The following is a 21,115-nucleotide window of genomic DNA, read 5'->3' as shown; positions in this document are numbered from 1 at the left end:
AGTTTAAATAAATCAAATATTTGCTTGCTGATCAGAATACTGAAGGCTAAGAAAAATCTGTAAAGGGTTTTTCTAGCCTTTTTTGTTTTGCCAAATATAGTCAAATGTAATTTTAATGAGGTTAGTGAAACGGACTGGCGGCGCGAACGCTTATGCCGCTAATGCTGCTAAGGCCGTTCCGTTAGCCCGCAAATTAGTTGGAGGTGTTGCGTAATGGCTGATCAAATGACAGCAATTGAGCGGTTTGCCGCCTACAGTAAAGGGGAACCGATTGACAGGTTGCCGTGTGTACCGATTGTGGGAAATACTGCTGCCAGGGTAATTGGCGTGAAAGTATCCGAATTCCGCGGCAATGGCCGCCTGATTGCCGAAGCTCAGGTTGCAGCCTATAAGCGATTCGGTTATGATATCATCCGTATTTTTACCGATCTTTATACTCAGGCGGAAGCGATGGGCGCTAAAGTATATTATCCCGCAGATGAAACGGCTTACCTTGATATTCCTGCCGTCCGCGAGGTCGGCCAGATTGGGTCGCTGCAGCCGGCCGACCCTTATAAAGACGGCAATTTGCCCCAGCATTTGGAAGCTATGCGCATCGCAGTCGAACAGGTGGGAAAAGAAGTGCCGGTAACCGGGGCGGTAACTGGTCCGTTTACCAATGCCTCCTTTCTAATCGGCACTGAGAACCTGGTCAGATTAGTGGGTAAAAACCCCCCAGCCGTGCATAAGCTGTGCGAAGTCTCATTGGAAACGGCATTGCGTTATGCCAAAGCTATTATTGACGCCGGCTGTTCGCCCAGCCTCACTGATGCAATGTCGTCAACAACCCTGATCAGTCCCCGGCAATTTAGGGAATTTTCCCTGCCTTACTTAAAGAAGCTTATCGATTATATTCATTCCTGCGGTAAAGCGGTAACACTGCACATTTGCGGCAAAACGGCCAAGATCTGGGAGCTGATGTGTGAAGCCGGCGCCGATTGCTTAAGTATTGACAACGCCGCCAGCTTGCTTGAGGCCAAACATAAGGTTGGCGGCCGGGTGAGGCTTATGGGTAATGTTAAGCCTTCCGAGATCATGCTTCAGGGTACGCCGGCTGATGTGCGAAAGGCCGTTATTGAGTGCGTTAAAGAAGCTTATGACAATCCGAAAGGTTTTATTGTGGCGTCAGGCTGCAGCCTGCCGACAGAGACCCCCTTCGCCAACATTGACGCCATGCTTGACGCCGTCAGGGAGATAGGGTACCCTGTAAATATTAATAACTTGTAACTATTCCATTAAGTAGGGAACTGCTTATAAACAGCCATCTGCGTCGTTGCTCCTGCGGTCCTCACTCCAGCGTAGAACCAGTACGCTTCCGTTCCGGTTCTCGTCGCGCCTAGCATCTGGCAATTTCTAAGCAGTTCGTGGTATTTGATAACCTGAATAGCTAAACAATCTGTAAGGGGTGTCTAAAATGAGTGCATTAAGTCCCAAAGAGCGTCTGTTAAAAGTTTTGCGTCAAGAGCCGGTTGACCGGCCGCCGGTAATTTGTCCCGGCGGTATGATGAACGCGGCCGTTGTTGATGTTATGAATACCACCGGCCATACGTTGCCGGCGGCCCATAAGGATGCCGGCCTGATGGCGGAACTGGCTGCCGATGTAACAAATTACACTGGCTTTGAGAATCTTGGCATACCTTTTTGTCTGACGGTGGAGGCCGAGGTGCTGGGCAGTGAAGTGAGCTATGGAACACTGACCTGTGAACCCAAAATCGTCAGGGAAATCTATCCTTCCGTCAGTGATGTAAAGCTTAAGAATGTAGAGGACATGCTTGGCGCCGGTCGGGTTGAGACCGTTGTCCAGGCGGTGAATTTGCTCGCGAAACAACAGCCGGATATCCCGGTTATCGGGAATTTGACCGGACCGATAAGTACAGCGGCATCGCTGGTTGATCCGGTACCCTTTCTGAAAGAATTGCGCAAAAACCGGGAAGGCGCCCACCGGGTGCTTGATTATGTCAGTAAGCTGCTGATTAAGTTCGCGCAAGAAATGATTGGCAACGGTGCCACCGTTATTTCCATCAGTGATCCTACCGCCACCGGTGAGATTTTAGGACCGAAAATGTTTGAGGAATATGCCGTAAAATATATTAACACGGTTATTGACGCCGTTCAGGCACAGGGAGCGCCGGTTATCGTCCACATTTGCGGCAATATGGCGGCAGTGCGTCATCTTATACCGGCAATTAAGGCTAATGCCATCAGCACCGATGCCGTTGTGAACCTGCGGCAGTTGAAACAGGATTTTCCCGGCGTGACTACCATGGGTAATCTTAGCACTTATCTTCTGGAATTTGGCCCAACAGAAAAAGTGGCTGAGCGGGCTCGCCTTTTAGTACGCGACGGTGTGGATATTATCGCGCCGGCCTGCGGTCTGAGCACTTCCACCCGGTTGGAACACATTCAGGCCATGACCGGGGCGGTCAAGGAGGGTTAGCCGGTGGCCAGGGTTACATTTAAGCGGGCCGATAAAAAAGTTACAGTTGAAACAACCACCGGTGTATCCATTCTGGCGGCGGCGCGTAAGGCCGGAATACTTATTGAATCGCCCTGCAACGGTAACGGGACTTGCGGAAAATGCAAAGTGAAAATTTTAAATCAGGAATTAGTATCTGTTGATGGCAATCAGGCAACCGGAATTACAGAGGAAGAACGGGCGCAGGGAATCGTACTGGCCTGCCTTACCCCGGTGGCAGGCGAGCTGGTGGTAGAGGTTGCGGCCAGGCCGGACGGCAGGAATGTGCAAATTATCCAGCATGGGCATAGTCTGGAGATTCCCGTCGCCGGGCTGGTTGACAAAAGATACAACGATATCGCCGACAGAACGGAAATATGGGCTGACAATGAACTGCTCGGCGTGGAACAAGGAAATACCCGGCAGGAAAACTATGGGCTGGTTGTGGATATTGGCACAACTACGCTGGTTGCAGCCTTGTTTGATCTTAATACCGGACAGGAACTAGCCACAGCGGCGGCGCTCAACCCGCAAAGCCATCATGCCCAGGATGTTCTGTCCCGGATAAAATACGCATCCACTCCTGATGGATTAGAGGTAATGCATTCGGAATTCATCAGCATCCTTAACCAAATGATCGGCGATACCGCCGGCAAGGCGGAAATCAGGCGGCAAAACATTTACGAAATAATCTTTAGCGGCAACACCTGCATGCTGCATTTAGCCATGAATATAGATCCGTCATCCCTGGGAAAATTTCCCTATAATCCGGTTATTACCGGCGGTACGCGGTACCGGGCCGGTGAATACGGCATTGATGCGGCTGAGTTTGCTCAAATTTACCTGCCGCCGGTAATGTCGGCTTATGTAGGCGCGGACATTACTTCCGGCATATTGGCAGCCCAGCTTAAAAAACTCAAGGGATTAACGCTATTTGTCGATATCGGCACCAATGGGGAGATGGTATTGGCTGCCGACGGTGGGCTTATTGCCACCTCTACCGCCGCCGGCCCGGCTTTCGAGGGCATGAATATTGCCTGCGGCATGCGGGCAGCGCCGGGTGCCATTGAAAAATTTAATATTGCCGGCGACGGCACCATTGAGATTAAGACAATTGGCAATGAGGCGCCTGCCGGCATTTGCGGCAGCGGCTTAATCGATATTGTCGGCGAACTTGTCAAGCATAGAGTGATTCAGGCCACAGGCCGGTTGAACGGGTCGGCAACTCTGCCGGCGGTCGCTGCCCGGGTAATAAAAAAGGATGGCAAGCCGGTTTTTCAAATAACCGATGCTGTGTACCTGTCCCAGAAAGATATCCGGCAGGTTCAACTGGCAAAAGGGGCAATCCGGGCCGGCATCGAGGCGCTGCTTGCCAAAAGCGGCATGCAGCCGGAAGGGATTGACCGGGTATATATTGCCGGCTCCTTTGGTTATCATCTTAATCCGGAAAGTTTAATAAACATTGGTCTGCTTCCCCCGGCTTTCCGGGATAAGATTGAATTTCTCGGCAACACGTCCAAAACCGGCGGCCAGGCATTTTTGTTAAATAACGCAACCAGGCGGGAAATGGCTGAAGTGGTTGCCGACGTGGAAGTATTGGAATTGGCGACAACCGACAATTTTGATAAATTGTTTGTAAGCTGTCTCAATTTTTAACAATACCAAACACACAGTATTACGAAGCTATAATGGGAGAGGATCTTATGAGTGAAAAAAAAGATGTTGGCAAGCTAAGCTGCAGCGACTGCGGTGTCCTGAACTGCTACCGGCAGGATAAGGTATTTCCTGATTTTTGTTTGACAGCCAATGCTGACAGCGAAGAGGTGGCGGAGGTTACGCGGCTGTACCAAGGCGATGGTCTGACCGCGAAAATTTCCCGGGCGGCGGCTGAGATTGAAGGCACTTATTACGGCAAGCTTACTAGGGTGGAAGAAATCGTTGCTTTCGCCAAACGCATCGGGGCCCAAAAAATCGGGATAGCCACTTGCATCGGTCTGATCAACGAAACCAGGATATTTGCCAAGGTTCTTGCCGCCAAGGGACTTACCGGTTACAGCGTGCTTTGCAAAGCAGGCTCTATTGACAAAACTCAAATAGGGATTCCGGAGGAGCTAAAAGTGCAAAAGGGCTGTTACGAAGCCATCTGTAATCCTGTCCTCCAGGCCAAGCTACTCAACAAGGAAAAAACTGATCTTAATGTTATCAATGGTTTGTGTGTCGGTCATGATTCCTTGTTTATTAAATATTCGGAGGCACCGGTGACAACATTGATAACCAAGGACCGTGTGACCGGACACAATCCGGCGGCGGCTTTGTACACCAGCGGTTTTTACTACAAGCGTCTACTGCAGGAGGAGAAAGATTAATGAAACTGAGAAAACTGGCGGCTATTATGGGTATTATTTTTTTTGCGTCCCTTATCCTGACCGGCTGTGGTTCACAACCGCAGAAGGCCAATACAGCGGCTGACAAACCGAATGATAAAATGAAATTTAATGTCGGCTTTCTGCCGGCTGTGGGCCATGTATTATTCTTTGTAGCCCAGGAAAAAGGCTTTTACGCCCAAGAAGGCCTGGATGTTGAACTCTTCCAGTTTACCAACTCCGGCGAAGGGCTGAATGCTGTAAGAAGCGGCAAACTTGACGCCGGTGCCTTTGGCACTGCCGGGCCGCAGACCTTTATCGCCAAAGGGACGCCGTTTGTCGTTATTGGCGGGATGCAGAGCGAAGGCCACGCCGTTGTTGCCAAGCCGGAAAATGCCGAGCGTTTTAAAAATTTACAGGGTTTCATCGGTGCTAAGGTCGCCACGGTCCGGTTGGCAACCGGTGATGCTGTTTGGCGCTCCGCTTTAACTAAAGCCGGCATTGACTGGAAGAATCAGGTTGCCATTCAGGAACTTGATTCACCGACTACCGTACTGGAAGCAGTAAAAAAAGGATCTGCCGATGCCGGGCTGGTCTGGGTTCCATTCTCGGAGATGGCCGAGCAGCAGGGTTTGAAAGTCGTGGAATGGTCTTCCAAGTATATGGATGCCCATACCTGCTGCCGGGTGGTAGCACTTGATGATAAGCTTAAAAGCAATCGTGAAGCTTATGTGCGTTTCAGCCGCGCCCTCATTCGCGCCTATGACTTCTATATCAACAATCAGGATGAAACTGTGGAAATCCTCAGCAAGTACGTGAAGCTGGATAAAGCAATGATCAAACAAGCTACCTACAGCGGCCATATTCACAGCATTCCCGACCCCGATAAAAAGCGGTTTACAGCTTTCTGGGACGCTATGAAAAGCGCCGGCTATATTCAAAGCGACCTGGATATCAGCAAATATATTGATTCATCTGTTTATAAAGAAGCGCTGCAGCAGTTAAGAAACCGTGAGCCGCAAAACGCCACCTATGTTAACCTGGAAAAGGATTTCGCCCAAAATAATCCTTAACTTAGCAGGTTATCAATCGCCGCATGGGTACAGCCTTCATTCTATCCTGCGTGTTCTTGGTTACCTATGCGGAAACCTCCAACGGCAACATATAAGTATTGAACTTCCAAGGGGTCCATTACCCTGAAAAAGCTTATAAAACCTGTTTGTCTAGGAGAAGTAGTTGCTGAACAAATAGCAGAAAAGTGGCTGAGTCCGTACTACACGCAAAAGTGGTACGGACTCACGTGTTTTAATCTGGATTTTACTATCGCACTAATCCATAGACATATTTTGACACCGGATTATCCTATTCATGATCATGAAACTCAGTGGCGGTGCCTTATAGATAAAATATAATCGAAACGTAATCCTTTTTTAACAGCAATTTAATAATTGATTGACATAATTTGCTAAAATATCTATGATTTGGGTGATATATTAAAATTAAAGTATTTTAGAAAACAAAAAAGGAGATATCATCGTCTTAAGGAAGGGATGGAGAAGTGTTACCGTTTGATTTTAATTTTGCGATAATCCTTTTTTACTCTTTGCCGGAAGCTATGGTACTGGCATGGTTGTGCCTGTCGCTTATGGGGCTGAGGCCGGGATTTCGCCAAATTTTGCTTATCGGGTGTTTACAGGCCGCCTTTTGTGCTGTCTACTTGCCGGTTGTCAACAATTTAGTTTCCGTTCCTTTGTCCATCCATACGGTAATATATATAATGATCTTTTGGGGGATAATACGGCGCGTTATGCGGCTTTCATATAAACATAGTATTGCGGCTGTTATGCTGGGATTTAGTATTTATTCCGGCATTGGAGCCGTTACAAATCTTTTATTTAGCTTAGTAAGCGGGCATTCCTATTCCTGGGTAAGTCAAAGTAACTGGCGGTGGCTGCCTTATTTCTTTGCGAAATTAATGATTAACATACTGGTTATTTTCTTGGTTCGTAGGTTTAATATCCGATTGGCGGATATATGGGACGCCAACGGGAATAATCGATTTCTTTGGATTGCTGCCCTGTTGTCTATCCAGGGTATTTTAATCAATTTTGGCTGGTGGCGATATTTTTCGCAATATAAGGAGTACTTTTCAGCCGCTTATTTTTACTTTTATGTAGCTGTAGTAACTATAATTTTACCAATTATGATTATCGTTGTTATTAGACAATTTGTCACTCTCACTAAAAGTGAAATAGATTTCAGAATACAGCTTGATACTCTCCGGCATGTGAAAGAACTGCTGCAGACCATGCGGGTGCAGCGCCATGATTTTACCCACGAACTGCAGGTGGTTTACGGTTTGCTGGAAGTACGGGAGTTCCAAGAGGCCCGGGACTACTTAAAAAAGAGTGTAAACGAAGTCGCTGCCGCTTCTGAACTGGTGAAAACCGATAATCTGGGTGTTACGGCGCTGCTGTATACCAAGACGGGTTTGGCGGAAGCGCGCAAAATTGACTTGCAGGTTAAGGTGGACACCAACCTGCGGAAATTGCCCCTGGAAGCAAGGGATATCAATTTGATTCTGGGCAACCTGATCGACAATGCCATGGATGCGGTGGCCGAGCTGCCGGCAGCGGTACGAAAAGTGGAAGTCAATGTCAGGGAAGAATTGGAAGGTCATGTGGTGGAAGTAAAAAATTACGGACCGCCCATCCCGCCGGCTATCGTTACCGAAATATTTAAGCCAGGGTTTTCCACCAAAGGCGAAGGGCGTGGTATGGGGCTTTACAGTATCCAAAGGCTGGTACATAAATACAAGGGTAATGTCCGGGTGACAAGCGGCAATAACTGTACCTGTTTTCAGGTTGTGATTCCGTAGGCTAATCAGGACAAGTCAAATTTATCACTTTAAGAAAAGGGGCAAGATAGTGCCGGAGATTACTTTTAAGGTTATTCTCTTTGTTTCTCTCCCGGAGGCCATGCTATGTGCATATTTGAGTTTGTCACTGCTGGGCCTCAGTCCGGGTTTTCGCCAAATTTTGCAGGTCGGGTGTTTGCAAGCTCTTTTTGACATATTTCTTTTTCAGGTTGCCGGCAAGGTGATTTCCATCCCTTTTGGCGTGCATACGATAGTACAAGTGGCGGCCTTTTCTGTAATTATACATCGCGTCATGCGGATTCCCTATAAAAGCAGTTGTCTGGCGGTTTTGTTAGGAATTAGTATCTATTTATGCATCGAAGCCTTGGTGACGCCTTTATTCAGTTTTATTACGGGGTATTCCATTACCGTCGATTTTAGCAACTGGTGGCTGTGGATGACGTATTTCGCCTCGAAAGTTATATTTACTCTATTGATTATTCTTTTACTTCGCCGCTTTAATTTCCGGATAACGGACGGATGGGAAGCTGTAGGAAGTAACAGATTCCTTTGGCTGGCAGGTTTGTTGTTTACCCAGAGCTTAGTAGTTGCTCTGTTTTGTTGGCGATATTTTCTTCATTATAAGGAAGTTTTCTCCTCTAGTTATTTTTATTTTTATTTTGCGGTGGTAAATATAATATTGCCGATTATTACCATAATTGTAATCAGGCAGTTTATTACGCTTGTTAAAAGTGAAGTGAAATCCAAAGCGCAGCTTGACACCCTCCGCCAAGTGGAAGAATTGCTGCATACCATGCGGGCGCAGCGGCATGATTTTAGCAACGAGTTGCAGGTGGTCTACGGGTTGCTGGAAGTACAGGCGTATGAAGATGCCAGAGACTATTTAAAGAAGAGTGTAACCGAAGTGGCTGCCGCCGCCGAATTGGTAAAAACGGACAATGTGGGCGTTACGGCGCTGCTGTACACCAAGACCGGTGTGGCGGAAGCACGGAAAATTGACTTGCGGATCAAGGTGGAAACAAGCCTGCAGCAATTGCCGCTGGAGGTAAGGGACATCAATTTGATCCTGGGAAACCTGATCGACAATGCCATGGAAGCGGTGGCGGAGCTGCCGGCAACGGCGAGAACGGTGGAGGTCGCCGTTAGACAAGATTTGGAAGGTTATGTGGTGGAAGTGACAAATTATGGCTCGTCGATTCCGCCGGCTATAGCCGCCCAAATATTTGTACCGGGGTTTTCAACTAAAGGCGAGGGACGGGGCATGGGTCTCTATAGTATCCAAAAACTGGTACATAAATACCACGGCGATATCCGGGTGACAAGCGACAGCAAAGGTACTTCCTTTCGGGTGGTTATCCCGGACGAGCAGGTAGACAGGCAGCGGGCGCGGCAGGCTAATATTTTTTGTGGGAAGTGCGAGAAGTGGCTGCGCAAAACGGCAACACCGCAGCGGTAACGTGGTATCCTGCGGAAGAACTGCAGCTTGACGCTCAAGATATAGAGTCCGGTTCGGGAGGTGGCAAAAGTGACTGGGATAAAAGACTTTGCCGCAGGAGTGGCGCATTATATAGGGGAAGAACTGCAGCTCAATGTTAAAGACAGGGAAACGGTGCGGTTCGGGGTGGAATACTGTCTGGTAGTTCTTGTAAATCTGGTGGTTATCATCGGAATGGCGCGGTGGCTGGGAATTACGCCGTATGTACTGGCGGCCATGGTTACGACTGTAGCCCTGCGGCTTGTTTCCGGGGGAGCCCACTGCTCCACTTTTTTCCGCTGTCTGGTGTTGGGCACGGTCGTAATGGTAGGGGCCGGTCAGTTGGCTGCCCTGATCGGAATATGGGCATCACCAGCCTTGTTGCTGGTTCTGGCAGGTATTTCCGCCGTCGGCGGCTTTTATGCCGTATACAAGTGGGCTCCCGCCGATACGCCGGCCAATCCTATTGTTTCAACTGCGAAAAGAGCCAGCTACCGGCGGCTTTCTTACATTTTCATTGCGGTCTGGGGCGCCATGGTGAGCGCAGGGGTCCTCTGGGGGGGGAATTCGCCGCTGGTTGCCGGGCTAGTCTTAGCTAGCAGCGGAGGAATTTGCTGGCAAAGCTTCAGCATTACTCCCGCCGGTTATCGGTTCATCGCCGCCGTGGAGACGCTGGTTGATAAATGTTGATTGACTTTTAGGCAAACAAACAGCTTTTTTAGACATACAGGCAGGACTTTGCGGCAAGGTCGCTTGTAGCCGGCAGACTTTGCTTTTATGATTAATATGGTATGGTGATTCTCTAATTCTGTATGAAAGGAGGTATACGTCAGTGAATTTTAAACGGAACTTATTGCAATGGGTGACTAAATGCATGCTTTCCCTGGCGGCTTTCTTTATTCTGCCGGCTTCTTTTGCTGCTTATCAGCCCCGGGTACCGGAGCATTTACAAGACCGTGAATAGCTTAAAGGTGTGAAAGGGTAATTAACATGTTAAAGGTCATTATCGCTGAAGACGATCCTAAAATGCGGCTGGTGTTAAAACGCACCCTTGAGGAAATTCCCAATGTAAGCATTGTCGGCGAAGCGGAAAATGGGCAGCAGTTGGTTCGGATGGTGGAAGAACTGGCGCCTGAGGTTATATTTTTGGATGTGGATATGCCGGTAATGAATGGAATCGAGGCATCGAAAGAAATTTTCGACATTGATTCCAGAATTTTCCTTGTTTTCGCCACCGGTTTCCAGTGTTTCACGCAGGAAGCCTTTGAAGTCTACGCCTTTGACTATTTGGTTAAACCCTTTAATATGGAACGGGTCCGGCAGACGATACACCGAATTAAAGAACTGAAAACAGAAAGAAAAAAAGCTGCCCTGTGGACCCCGGAAGCAAAATTGGTTGTTAAAAGAGAGGAAAGTCTCAAGCTTAAAGTTCTCTCCAACGAGAAAAGCACCTTTATCAACATTCCCGATATCATCGTAATTACGCGCAAAGAGCGTAGAACTGTAATTTATGCTGTGGGGAATGTTGCTGTAAAAACCTATGAGTCACTGCAGAAATTGGAAGAACAATTAAAAGATTACCGGTTTTTCCGCTGTCACAAAGGCTTTATCATTAATCCTGATATGGTGCTGGAGGTTTCTCCCTGGGGTAATAAAACCTACTTGGTTAAGTTGGCCAACACCAAAGAAACAGCGCTGATGACCATGGAAAATGTGAAAGAGTTTCAAAAGAGGTATTGTATATGAATAACTTTGACTAGACTGGCTTTTTTAGACGCTTATAAGGGGCTGTCGTATTGAGAAAAATTACCATATATTGTAATTCTTTTTTGAAAAGAGTCTCAATATATAGTAGAAAACATCAGTGCGACAGCCCTTTCTTTATTTCAGTTTCATCCTTGGCGATTTTTTGGCGCCCTTGGCGGTAGAAATTTTTTATTAAGCCCCATGCCAATTATTTTTGATTAGTCTAACCGACTTTATAATCAAAAATATTGTCTTTTTAGACTGTGTCTATAGGAAATCCGAAAAATTATTGGTATAACTGTAGATAAGTAAAACTTGATAAATATAGCAAGCCTATAGAAAACTTACAAGTTTAAATTGAAAGGGAAAAAATTTCTCCGGATTGCATCTGTGAAGGCACGGGGGCGAAGCTCGGAGAAAAGTTATAGTGCCGTGTATATACATTGGGGTCAATTATTTTGGCTTCAATGGCCTTGCCTGCTTTTTTAACATGGTATGTTCTGTAGTTGCCCATTATTATGCGGTGCATTATATGAATTTATCCTTAATTCTTTAGGATCCCCCCTGTTTAAGCTGAAAGCTTGAAACAAGGGGGTCTTGATTTAATTACTAAAGGGTTAATTTGTTTTTAGATACATTATTCATGTGTTTGCTAGATTATACAACAAAGGATTAATTGCTATTGAGAAAAACGAGATTTTATTGAAAGGAGAGTAAAAATGATTACATTTATGTCTCACGGTCAAGGTTCTCAGAATAAAGGGATGGGTGAAGCGCTTCTTGATGAATTTGAGGATAAGAAAAATAAGAAAATGAATGAAGATTTTATTGCAATTATCGGGTTGTCATGCAAATTTCCTGGGGCAGAAGATTTTGAAGAATATATGTCTAATCTTGAGAAAGGAATAAATTCTATTTCCCCCATAAATGAAAACCGTTGGAGTATTAATGAGTTTTATTCCCAAGAATTTAATACAATAAATAAATCCGCAAGTATGTGGGGCGGTCAAATCAATAATTTTGAAAGTTTTGATAATAATTTTTTTAATATATCGGCAAAAGAAGCAAAAAATATGGATCCGCAACAACGGTTGCTAATGGAACAAACCTGGAAATGTATCGAAAATTCCGGAATTGCACCAGAACAGTTAAAAAATTCTAGAACATCTGTATATGTTGGATTTATGGGTACAGATTATCATCAATACATTGCACGCATGGATGAACCTATTGATTCCTATTCTTGCTTGGGTAATTACTCATGTATCCTGGCTAATAGACTTTCTTACTATTTTGGCTTCTTAGGAGAAAGTATTGCAATCGATGCTGCTTGTGCATCTTCGCTTATTGCTATTCATAAAGCAAGAGAATCTTTGCGGCTGAGAAATTGCGATTATGCCATAGTAGCTGGGGTGAATTTAAATATACACCCCTGGAAATATATTTCATTCTCGAAGTCACATATGCTTAGCCCGGATGGACAATGTAAAACCTTCGATAAAAATGCAGATGGTTATGTTCCTGGTGATGGAGTTGGGGTTCTTCTTTTACAGCGTTTAACGGGTGCTGTTGAGCAAAGTAATAATATTTACGGTGTAATCCGGGGATCTGCAGTAAATCACAGTGGAAATACTATTTCAATTACTGCTCCCAGCGTTGAACGGCAAAAAGAAGTTATTTTAGCCGCTTATAAGGAAGCAGATGTAAATCCAGATACAATTTCTTACATAGAAGCACATGGAACAGGGACATCACTTGGCGATCCAATAGAGATTGCAGGGCTTACTCATGCATTTAGACAATTTACGGATAAAAAGCAATTTTGCAAAATCGGATCGGTAAAAACCAATATCGGTCATCTTGAAGCAGCTGCCGGAATAGCAGGTGTTATTAAGATACTTGCAATGATGAATAAGGAAAAAATCTTTCCGACATTAAATATTAAGGAATCTAATCCTATTATTGATTTTGAAAATTCACCATTCATTATCGCAGATGAATTGAGTGAATGGAAGCCCTTGAATAATGAAAGCTTACGAGCTGGTATCAGTTCTTTTGGTATGGGGGGAGCGAATTCACACCTTGTGCTTGAATCCTATAAAAAAAATAATGCAGGAATTGCGGCAGTCGAGGTCGAGAATGAAAAGGATAATAAAAATAAAATTTTCTTATTATCCGCAAAAACAGAGTGGAGTCTTGAAGCAATAATTAAAAAATGGAAACTTCTTTTAAAAGATTCAGCTATTCCTGAAGATAAAATTAATGATATTTGCTTAACACTATTGCATGGAAGAAGCCATTTCCAGTATCGATATGGTATTGAGATTTCAAATACTATAGAACTTTCCAATGCTTTGGATAAACATTCAATCACAGCTTCTTACTTATTTAATAAAGATTTAAAGCTTGGCATTGGGAAAATACAACTAACCGGAACGAATGATATGGGAAAGGATATTCTGCAAAATGCTATTTTCCAAAAATATATCAATCAAGCTCTCGAAGAATTGATTGGTATCACAGGTAATAAGGCTATAAATTCACAATATCAAAAAAATCAATGGCCGAAAACCTATTTGGAAATTTTTAATATTATAACATTATCTGCATATATTATGCTTTTAAAAAGCGTAGGCATTCAATCGCAATACTTTTATGGTGAAGGAATCGGAACCTGGGTATGTTTGATTCACAGTGGAATTCTCAAATTACACGATGTTATGATGTTGATCATGGATAAGAATAAACCGGATAATATAGAAATTCATTTAGCACAAACACCATGCTATATAATCAATAAGGAAATTTTACCCATAAAATTTACAGAGAAAGATATAAAAAATATATTCATGCAAACAGAATTTATTGATGAAGACTTTTCCCGGTTAGTTTCGAAAGGCCGTTTGTTGTCTGAGTCTCAGTTTACCTTCAAAAAGAATATGGAGGAATGGAATGAAGAATTAAATGAATATGGCTTAGATGTGAAAGGCATTATTAATAGCAATAATAGTGAATTTTTTGATCAAAAAATTCATAAAGAAAAAGCAATTTTATTAGTACTTATTATTTCCAGTTCATTAAGAAGATTAAACAGGAAATGGAACTTCGAGGATAATAATTATGGGAATAATTATCTTGAATTAATTCTCGAACTCATTCTAAAAGAATATATATCGAAAAAACAAATAATCGATATTCTTTTAAATAAAGAAATAACATCTATTACTTCTATTACTGATGCAATTAATGGTAATATTGCCGCATCTTCTTATGAAGCTTTAAGGAATGTGGATATTTTAACAGACAGCTTATCTGCGTATAGAAGTGAAGTAAAAAAAATTATTAACAAGTTATTAAACGGAGAATGTGAATCTGAAATATATCCTGAAAAGATAAATATATTAATTGGAAATTTTAAAAGAATCCTTAATGAAACGGAACCTTTAAGTATTGCTGCTCATGAGTTGTTTTCAGAGTCATTTGATAAAATACTGCTTCGTTTATGGCTGGCAGGTGTGAATATAAATTGGTTTAATTATTTCTCCCAGAAAAATTATGAGAAAGTACCTTTGCCGACATATATATTTGAATATAAACCATTCTTACTACCGTCGATGCAGAAAATTCATAAGAATAATCCAAAACAAAATTTTATTGGATTAAAGTCAGAATCACAAAGAATTTTATTAAAAAATGATCAGCCGATTATAGCTGACCATATAATTACAGATCAGACGATCGTTCCGGCTGCTTCTATGATCGAAATAGTTGCGAATTTATTAAATTCCCATTTTTCTTATATACCTGTTTCTTTAACAAATATTATAATTGAACATCCCTGTATTGTGTCTGATAATAAGGAATTACTAATTGATATTCGTGAAGAACAAGGTCAGTTTGTTATAAAAGAAAATGAAATTAATATAGCAAAAGGCTCATTTACTAAACCAATGGAAAAATCTAAACCTTTTTCCGTTTCTAAATTTGACGAAACAAACAAGATTGATTTTTTTAATCCGGATCATATCTATCTCCTTTTTAAGGAACATGGTTATAATTATGGCCCCAGCTTGCAGGTAATTAAGAAAGGATGGGTTGATAAAGAATATTACTATACAAAACTCGCAGAAAAAAGGCAAATCGATTATACCAAAACCATACTTTCAGCCAATTTATTGGATGGAGCCTTTCAAGCGGTTTTAGCTTATCATCTAACCAACAATTCTGATTGGGCGGCGAATTCACTCTATGTACCATTTCTTATAAAGAGTATGGTAATTTATGATAAATTAAATGATAGTTGTTTCATTAGAATACATAAAGATTCAATTCGGCAAACTAATGATAGTTTGATAACAAACATAGAGATATTTAATGAAAAGGCTGAACTTTTGTTATTTATAAAAGAATTTACACTAAAACAGGTTTCTAATAATTTTTTAACAATGCATAGCCAAAAACAGAAAAGAAATGACTCAAGTGGAAACTCAAAGTTAAAAACTTATAGTCCCTACTGGAAAGAAAAATCAATAGACACTAAACAAATATCCACAGGAGATAAGATTTCTATAATAATTAATTTTGATGAAAATCTGGAAGATAAATTCTCTGTGAATATGGCGAAGGTTTATAAGAAAATATTTAATATAAATATACAAAATTTTCTATCTGTAAAATCCGGCAGCAATAGTCAAGGTATTGATTGGGAATTATTTAATAACCAGATTACAAATACATTTACTTTCTGCCTTTTGGATGATAAAGAAATAGACATTTATTTTTTATGCAAAAAATGCAATGAAAGTACAAATAGTACAAATTTTATTGATAATACGGCAATAACTAATCTAAATCTTCAAGGTTTATTCTTAACCGTCCAAGCATTTATTCGGACTAAGAAAAATAATTCCTTGTCTTTTTTAATCGTAACTGAAAATTGCATGCGAGTTTCAGAAAATGATTCTGTTATAGGATTTGCTAACGGCGCCATCGTAGGATTAGCCAAAACTGTTGCGCGGGAATTTAAAAATATCCGGGTTAAAGTTATGGATTGGGATAACAGTAATGGTATAAGTGATCAGGTTAATCCGGTTTTAGAGTGCATAACCACTGATAATGAAGAAATAATCGCTTATCGTGAAAATAAAAGATTTATACAATGTATGAAAGAATATACCTTACCGGATTTTTCAAATAAAGCAAAAGTATTTGACTCAAAGGGTGTATATCTGTTGGCAGGTGGAGCCGGTGGAATTGGGAAAAAAATAACGGAAGATATTATTAAACATTGTAAAAGCAATCTTATTATCATCGGGAAAAGCGATAATAACGAAGAACGAAAGAAATGGATTAAAGAATTAAATACAAGCGGTACGAATGTTGAATACTATTCGGTTGATATTTCGAATTTCTCCGAATTATCAATAGCAATTAAAGAGATAAAGAAAAGATATAAGGAAATAAAGGGTGTTATTCAAATGAGCGGTATACTCGAAGATAGTCTTATATGGAATAAGACTATAGATTCATTTTTTAGAGTTACGGCTCCCAAAATATTGGGGACAACAAATTTACATTTTCTTACAGAGAGTGAACCTCTGGACTTCTTTATGGTTTTTTCCTCAATTATCGCAATTACCGGAAATATCGGACAGTCCGACTATGCAGCGGCAAATTCATTTATTGATGCCTTCGCGCATTATCGGGCAAACGGAAATTTTAATGGCAGAACCATTTGTATAAATTGGACATTATGGACAGATGGCGGTATGGGGCGTGATCAAAATGCTGTTAAACAACTGGGGAGGATTGGGATTACCGGTATAGAAGCAAGTGATGCAATTGATGGTTTTTGGAAGCTTATTAATCAGGGAAATATACAATCACTTGTGCTTGGCAATGATTATGAGGATATTCGTAAAGCATTGGGAATTAATTCTTCTTTAAAAGCAACAAAAGCAACAGTGCGGAACGAAGTTAATGAAATAAGAACCGGAATCAGCAATGTAAAGGATTTTTTAGCAACAACTCTTACCGAGATACTTGAAATTGATAAATCGGAATTAAATGAAGATGCGGAATTCGCTGAATATGGAATGGATTCCATTGGAATTATGGAATTTGTCGATAAAATCTCAGCAAAATTTGGGGATACATTCCATCATGCAACAGTAATGGAAAACCCCTCATTAAAGAAATTATCCGCCTATATAGAAAATTTTTTGGGACATGAGAGTCCCGCAGAATTTGAATCTACAACTTCTAATAAAGATATTGGGCCATTGTTTATCAGCCCCACTAATTCCCCAATTAATAACAAAATGGATATTGCTGTAATTGGGATGGCGGGACGATTCCCACAATCTCCGAATGTTGAACAATTCTGGGATAATTTACAAAATCAAAAGTGTTTAATTGATGAAGTCCTTTTTGATAGATTTGATATAAATAAATATTATTCCAGGAATAAGGGAGAACAAGGAAAGACATATTCCAAATGGGGTGGATTTATTGAAGATATTGGATGTTTCGATGCACAATATTTCAAAATAAATGAAGAAGAGGCTATTAATATTGATCCCCAACAGCGTTTATTTCTGGAATTGGTACAGGAACTCCTTGATCGCTGCGGGTATAGCAAAGAAGAACTTAATAATTCAAAAACTAGTGTGTTTGTCGGGGCTCATGAGAGCAACTATGGCCGGAAAATAGCAGGAAGATCAAAATATCATGGTCCACAGGGTATCGTTAATGTTATTAGTAATCTGATTCCGGGACGTGTAATGCAATATTATAATCTCCGGGGATCTGCTGAGACCGTCTATTCAGCATGTTCTTCCTCCCTTTTAGCCATCCACAAAGCATGTCGGGCATTAATTTCCGGAGAATGTAATATGTCGATTGCCGGTGGTATTGAATTATTGCTTGATGAAGAGTGGTTTTTGGGTTTTAGTGATGCCGGTGTTCTTTCGGCAGAAGGAAAATGTAAAGTCTTTGATAAAAATGCGGACGGTTTTGTGCTTGGGGAAGGGTTAGGAAGTGTGTTGCTAAAACGGTTAGATGATGCTTTGCGCGATGGCGATATGATTTGCGGTGTTATTAAGGCATCCGCTATTAATAATGATGGGCAGACTATGGGTTTGACAACCCCTAATGTATTTGCACAAAAGGAAGTAATTTGTGAAGCCTTAGAATTGGGAAATATAGACGCCTCGTCAATCACTTTATATGAAGCGCATGGGACTGGCACACAGCTTGGTGACCCGATTGAAGTAAAAGCAGCATCTCAGGCATTCCGGGAATATACGGCAGAAAAACAATACTGTGCTATCGGATCTGTTAAATCGAATGTTGGGCATTTGTTATCCGCTGCCGGGATAGTAAGTTTTATAAAAGTATTATTGGCATTAAAAAACCAACAACTTCCGCCAACAATAAATTGTGAAGAGGTTCACCCCCGGTATGATTTTGAGAATTCCCCCTTTTATCCAATAAAAAAATTAAATTATTGGACACCACGAAATAGTTTAAGAAGAGCCGCTATTTCTTCATTTGGATTCGGGGGTACCAATTGTCATATGATTGTAGATGAATTCGTGAATGAAAAGTATGGATATACACCGTATAGGAACCCAAAACCATTAACAAGATTTAACCGAAAACACTTTATGTTAGGAGATATTGTGTGTAGTGAACATGAAATTTTGCCTTTTAAAATTTTCAAGGGTGTTCAAAATAAACAAATATCAGCAATAAAGGCAAAAGAAATATTGTCAAAATGGAAAGAATATGCACTCAGTTAAAAAAAAATGAGGAGGAAATATATGCTTAGTTATTTATTTCCAGGTCAAGGTTCTCAAGTAAAAGGAATGGGTAAGGATTTATTCAAGAAATATGAAGACTTAGTAAAAACTGCTGATCAAATTCTTGGTTATTCTATTGAAGAACTATGTGTGCATGATTCGAAAAATTTATTAGGACAGACCCAGTATACTCAACCGGCATTATACACGGTAAATTGTTTAATGTATTTAAATAAGATTCATGAAAATAATTTGAAACCGGATTTCCTGGCTGGCCATAGTCTTGGGGAATACTGTGCGCTTTTTGCATCTGAAGTTTTTGATTTTGAAACAGGACTTAAATTGGTTAAAAAAAGAGGGGAGATTATGTCAAAGGCAAAGGAGGGCGGAATGGCTGCCGTAATTGGTATTGACGCCGAAAAAGTAAATGAAATAATTAAGCAAAATCAACTGGAAAATAATATTGATATAGCCAACTTGAATTCGCCATATCAAATTGTTATTTCCGGCGCAAAAAAAGCCATTGAAAATGCTAAAACCATTTTTGAAGCATCAGGAGCGCAAATGTATATACCATTAAAGGTTAGCGGTGCTTTCCATTCCCGGATGATGACAGATGCTCGGGATGAATTTGCAGGATTTATTAATGATTTTAAGTTCTCTGAACCAATGATCCCTGTTATCAGCAATGTTACAGCCAGACCATATGAAAAAACTGAAATCAAAAATTTATTAACCGAACAAATAACACATTCGGTAAAATGGACGGAAACAATCAGGTACCTTATGGGAAAAGAAAATTTTGAATCTGAAGAGGTGGGACCCGGTAACGTATTAACTAAATTAGTTGAGAAAATTATATCAGAAGCTGAGCCACTATATATTGAAGAAGAAAAAAAAGCTGAAATAGCAACAAACGCAGATGGAAATTCTGCAGAGAATAATGTTCAATCTTTCCTTGGCAGTGATGAATTTAAAAAAAGATATAATTTGAAATTTGCATATGTAACCGGTGCTATGTATAAAGGTGTTGCTTCCGCCCCGCTGGTAATTGAAGCTGCCAAAAATGGTATGTTAAGCTTTTTCGGTACTGGTGGTCTTTCTTTAAATGAGGTTGAAAAATCCATAGAAAACATTCAAGCAAATGTTAATGGTATAACTTCGTATGGAATGAATTTCCTGCATAACCCGGATAATCCAAGTATGGAAGAGAAATTGGTTGATCTATATTTAAAGTATCAAATTCCTAACATCGAAATAGCCGCTTTTATGAATATTACTCCGGCACTGGCGAGGCTCAGGATTAAAACCCTCGAGAAAAAGGGGGATTCTGTAGTATCAAAAATTAAATTGATTGCCAAGATTTCCCGGCCTGAAATTGCAGAGGCTTGTCTGCGCCCGGTTCCTGAAAAAATAATACAAAAGTTAATTAATGAGAAGCAAATCACTCAGCAAGAGGCAGACCTTGCCAAAAAATATCCGATTGCGGATGATATATGTGCGGAAGCCGATTCCGGAGGGCATACAGATGGAGCGGTTGCATTCGCTTTACTGCCTGCAATTCAAAAAGTGAGGGATGACATTGTAAAAGAATATGAATATAAGGAAAAAATTCATATTGGTTTGGCAGGCGGAATAGGTACTCCTCAGGCAGCGGCCGCAGCATTTATGATGGGAGCAGATTTTATTCTTACAGGTTCAATAAATCAATGTACTATCGAAGCTGGAACATCGGACGAGGTCAAGACGATTCTACAGGATATAGATGTACATAATACGGAGTATGCTCCAGCTGGGGATATGTTTGAGATGGGAGCAAAAGTACAGGTAGCTAAAAAAGGTATTCTTTTTCCTGCTCGTGCTAATCGGTTATATGAATTGTATAGACAATATAACTCTCTGGAAGAAATTGATGCAAAAACCATCAAGCAATTAGAAGAAAAATATTTTGGGAGAACTTTGCAAGAGATCTATGAAGATTGTAAACGTTATTGGAACGAAGTTGATCCCTGGGAAATTGAAAAAGCAGAAAAAAATCCCAAATGCAAGATGGCAATGATATTTAAATGGTATTTTGGATATAGCACAAGAGCGGCATTAAATGGAGATATAAAAGAAAAGGTTAATTTTCAAATTCATTGCGGTCCTGCCCTTGGTTCTTTTAACCAGTGGGTTAAAGGAACACAATTAGAAAGCTGGAAAAACCGTAATGTAGCAAAGATTGGTGAGAAAATAATGAATTCAGCCGCCGAGTTATTTTGGGAGAAACTAAAAACAATTAAAATATAAAACTAATTTGACACATTTTAAAATTATGTTTTTTTACAAGTTGTATTTACTGCCCTTAAAGAGAAATAA

Annotated in this window: 12 protein-coding genes; all 12 read left to right on the top strand. The window is 41.3% G+C overall.

Features of this window, described 5'->3' with window-relative positions; all coding sequences use genetic code 11:
• The first annotated feature begins 213 nt into the window (after positions 1 to 213).
• The 12 genes from MAMMFC1_RS20485 (at position 214) to fabD (ending at position 21,046) form a co-directional block, all read left to right on the top strand.
• Positions 214 to 1,266 carry a uroporphyrinogen decarboxylase family protein gene (locus MAMMFC1_RS20485; protein WP_126310257.1) on the top strand — a complete coding sequence of 351 codons (1,053 nt, stop codon included), beginning with the start codon at positions 214 to 216 and terminating at the stop codon, positions 1,264 to 1,266.
• A 187-nt stretch (positions 1,267 to 1,453) separates the two neighbouring features.
• Complete coding sequence (locus MAMMFC1_RS20480; RefSeq protein ID WP_126310256.1) at positions 1,454 to 2,476, top strand: uroporphyrinogen decarboxylase family protein; 1,023 nt, start codon at positions 1,454 to 1,456, stop codon at positions 2,474 to 2,476.
• Between the two features lie 3 nt (positions 2,477 to 2,479).
• Positions 2,480 to 4,150, top strand: coding sequence for an ASKHA domain-containing protein (locus tag MAMMFC1_RS20475; protein ID WP_126310255.1), 1,671 nt, complete (start codon positions 2,480 to 2,482; stop codon positions 4,148 to 4,150).
• A 47-nt stretch (positions 4,151 to 4,197) separates the two neighbouring features.
• A complete protein-coding gene (locus MAMMFC1_RS20470) occupies positions 4,198 to 4,860 on the top strand; it encodes a DUF1847 domain-containing protein (RefSeq protein WP_126310254.1) in 663 nt (220 codons plus the stop codon).
• Positions 4,860 to 5,930, top strand: a complete 1,071-nt coding sequence (locus MAMMFC1_RS20465) for an ABC transporter substrate-binding protein (RefSeq protein ID WP_126310253.1) — start codon at positions 4,860 to 4,862, stop codon at positions 5,928 to 5,930. The genes MAMMFC1_RS20470 and MAMMFC1_RS20465 overlap by 1 nt, the downstream gene beginning before the upstream one ends.
• Positions 5,931 to 6,415: 485 nt before the next feature.
• Positions 6,416 to 7,735, top strand: coding sequence for a sensor histidine kinase (locus tag MAMMFC1_RS20460; protein WP_232035579.1), 1,320 nt, complete (start codon positions 6,416 to 6,418; stop codon positions 7,733 to 7,735).
• A 49-nt stretch (positions 7,736 to 7,784) separates the two neighbouring features.
• Positions 7,785 to 9,191 carry a sensor histidine kinase gene (locus MAMMFC1_RS20455; protein ID WP_126310252.1) on the top strand — a complete coding sequence of 469 codons (1,407 nt, stop codon included), beginning with the start codon at positions 7,785 to 7,787 and terminating at the stop codon, positions 9,189 to 9,191.
• 69 nt (positions 9,192 to 9,260) lie between these two features.
• Positions 9,261 to 9,899 carry an accessory gene regulator ArgB-like protein gene (locus MAMMFC1_RS20450; RefSeq protein WP_158618833.1) on the top strand — a complete coding sequence of 213 codons (639 nt, stop codon included), beginning with the start codon at positions 9,261 to 9,263 and terminating at the stop codon, positions 9,897 to 9,899.
• Positions 9,900 to 10,041: 142 nt separating this feature from the next.
• A complete protein-coding gene (locus MAMMFC1_RS22755) occupies positions 10,042 to 10,173 on the top strand; it encodes a hypothetical protein (RefSeq protein WP_269471851.1) in 132 nt (43 codons plus the stop codon).
• A gap of 26 nt (positions 10,174 to 10,199) precedes the next feature.
• Positions 10,200 to 10,955, top strand: coding sequence for a LytR/AlgR family response regulator transcription factor (locus MAMMFC1_RS20445; RefSeq protein ID WP_126310250.1), 756 nt, complete (start codon positions 10,200 to 10,202; stop codon positions 10,953 to 10,955).
• Between the two features lie 719 nt (positions 10,956 to 11,674).
• The gene (locus MAMMFC1_RS20440) at positions 11,675 to 18,757 is read left to right on the top strand and encodes an SDR family NAD(P)-dependent oxidoreductase (protein ID WP_126310249.1); all 7,083 of its coding nucleotides are present in this window, start codon (positions 11,675 to 11,677) and stop codon (positions 18,755 to 18,757) included.
• Between the two features lie 21 nt (positions 18,758 to 18,778).
• Positions 18,779 to 21,046 carry an ACP S-malonyltransferase gene (gene fabD / locus MAMMFC1_RS20435; RefSeq protein ID WP_126310248.1) on the top strand — a complete coding sequence of 756 codons (2,268 nt, stop codon included), beginning with the start codon at positions 18,779 to 18,781 and terminating at the stop codon, positions 21,044 to 21,046.
• Positions 21,047 to 21,115: the final 69 nt, after the last annotated feature.

This window comes from Methylomusa anaerophila (assembly GCF_003966895.1).
Lineage (GTDB): Bacteria > Bacillota > Negativicutes > Sporomusales > Sporomusaceae > Methylomusa > Methylomusa anaerophila.
The sequence above is the reverse complement of the archived record's forward strand: the minus strand, read 5'-3'. Positions and strand labels throughout refer to the sequence as shown.

Coding starts and splice junctions, on each gene's coding strand:
- MAMMFC1_RS20485 (WP_126310257.1), top strand. CDS start 214: ATGGCTGATCAAATGACAGCAATTGAGCGGTTTGCCGCCTACAGTAAA.
- MAMMFC1_RS20480 (WP_126310256.1), top strand. CDS start 1,454: ATGAGTGCATTAAGTCCCAAAGAGCGTCTGTTAAAAGTTTTGCGTCAA.
- MAMMFC1_RS20470 (WP_126310254.1), top strand. CDS start 4,198: ATGAGTGAAAAAAAAGATGTTGGCAAGCTAAGCTGCAGCGACTGCGGT.
- MAMMFC1_RS20465 (WP_126310253.1), top strand. CDS start 4,860: ATGAAACTGAGAAAACTGGCGGCTATTATGGGTATTATTTTTTTTGCG.
- MAMMFC1_RS20445 (WP_126310250.1), top strand. CDS start 10,200: ATGTTAAAGGTCATTATCGCTGAAGACGATCCTAAAATGCGGCTGGTG.
- MAMMFC1_RS20440 (WP_126310249.1), top strand. CDS start 11,675: ATGATTACATTTATGTCTCACGGTCAAGGTTCTCAGAATAAAGGGATG.
- fabD (WP_126310248.1), top strand. CDS start 18,779: ATGCTTAGTTATTTATTTCCAGGTCAAGGTTCTCAAGTAAAAGGAATG.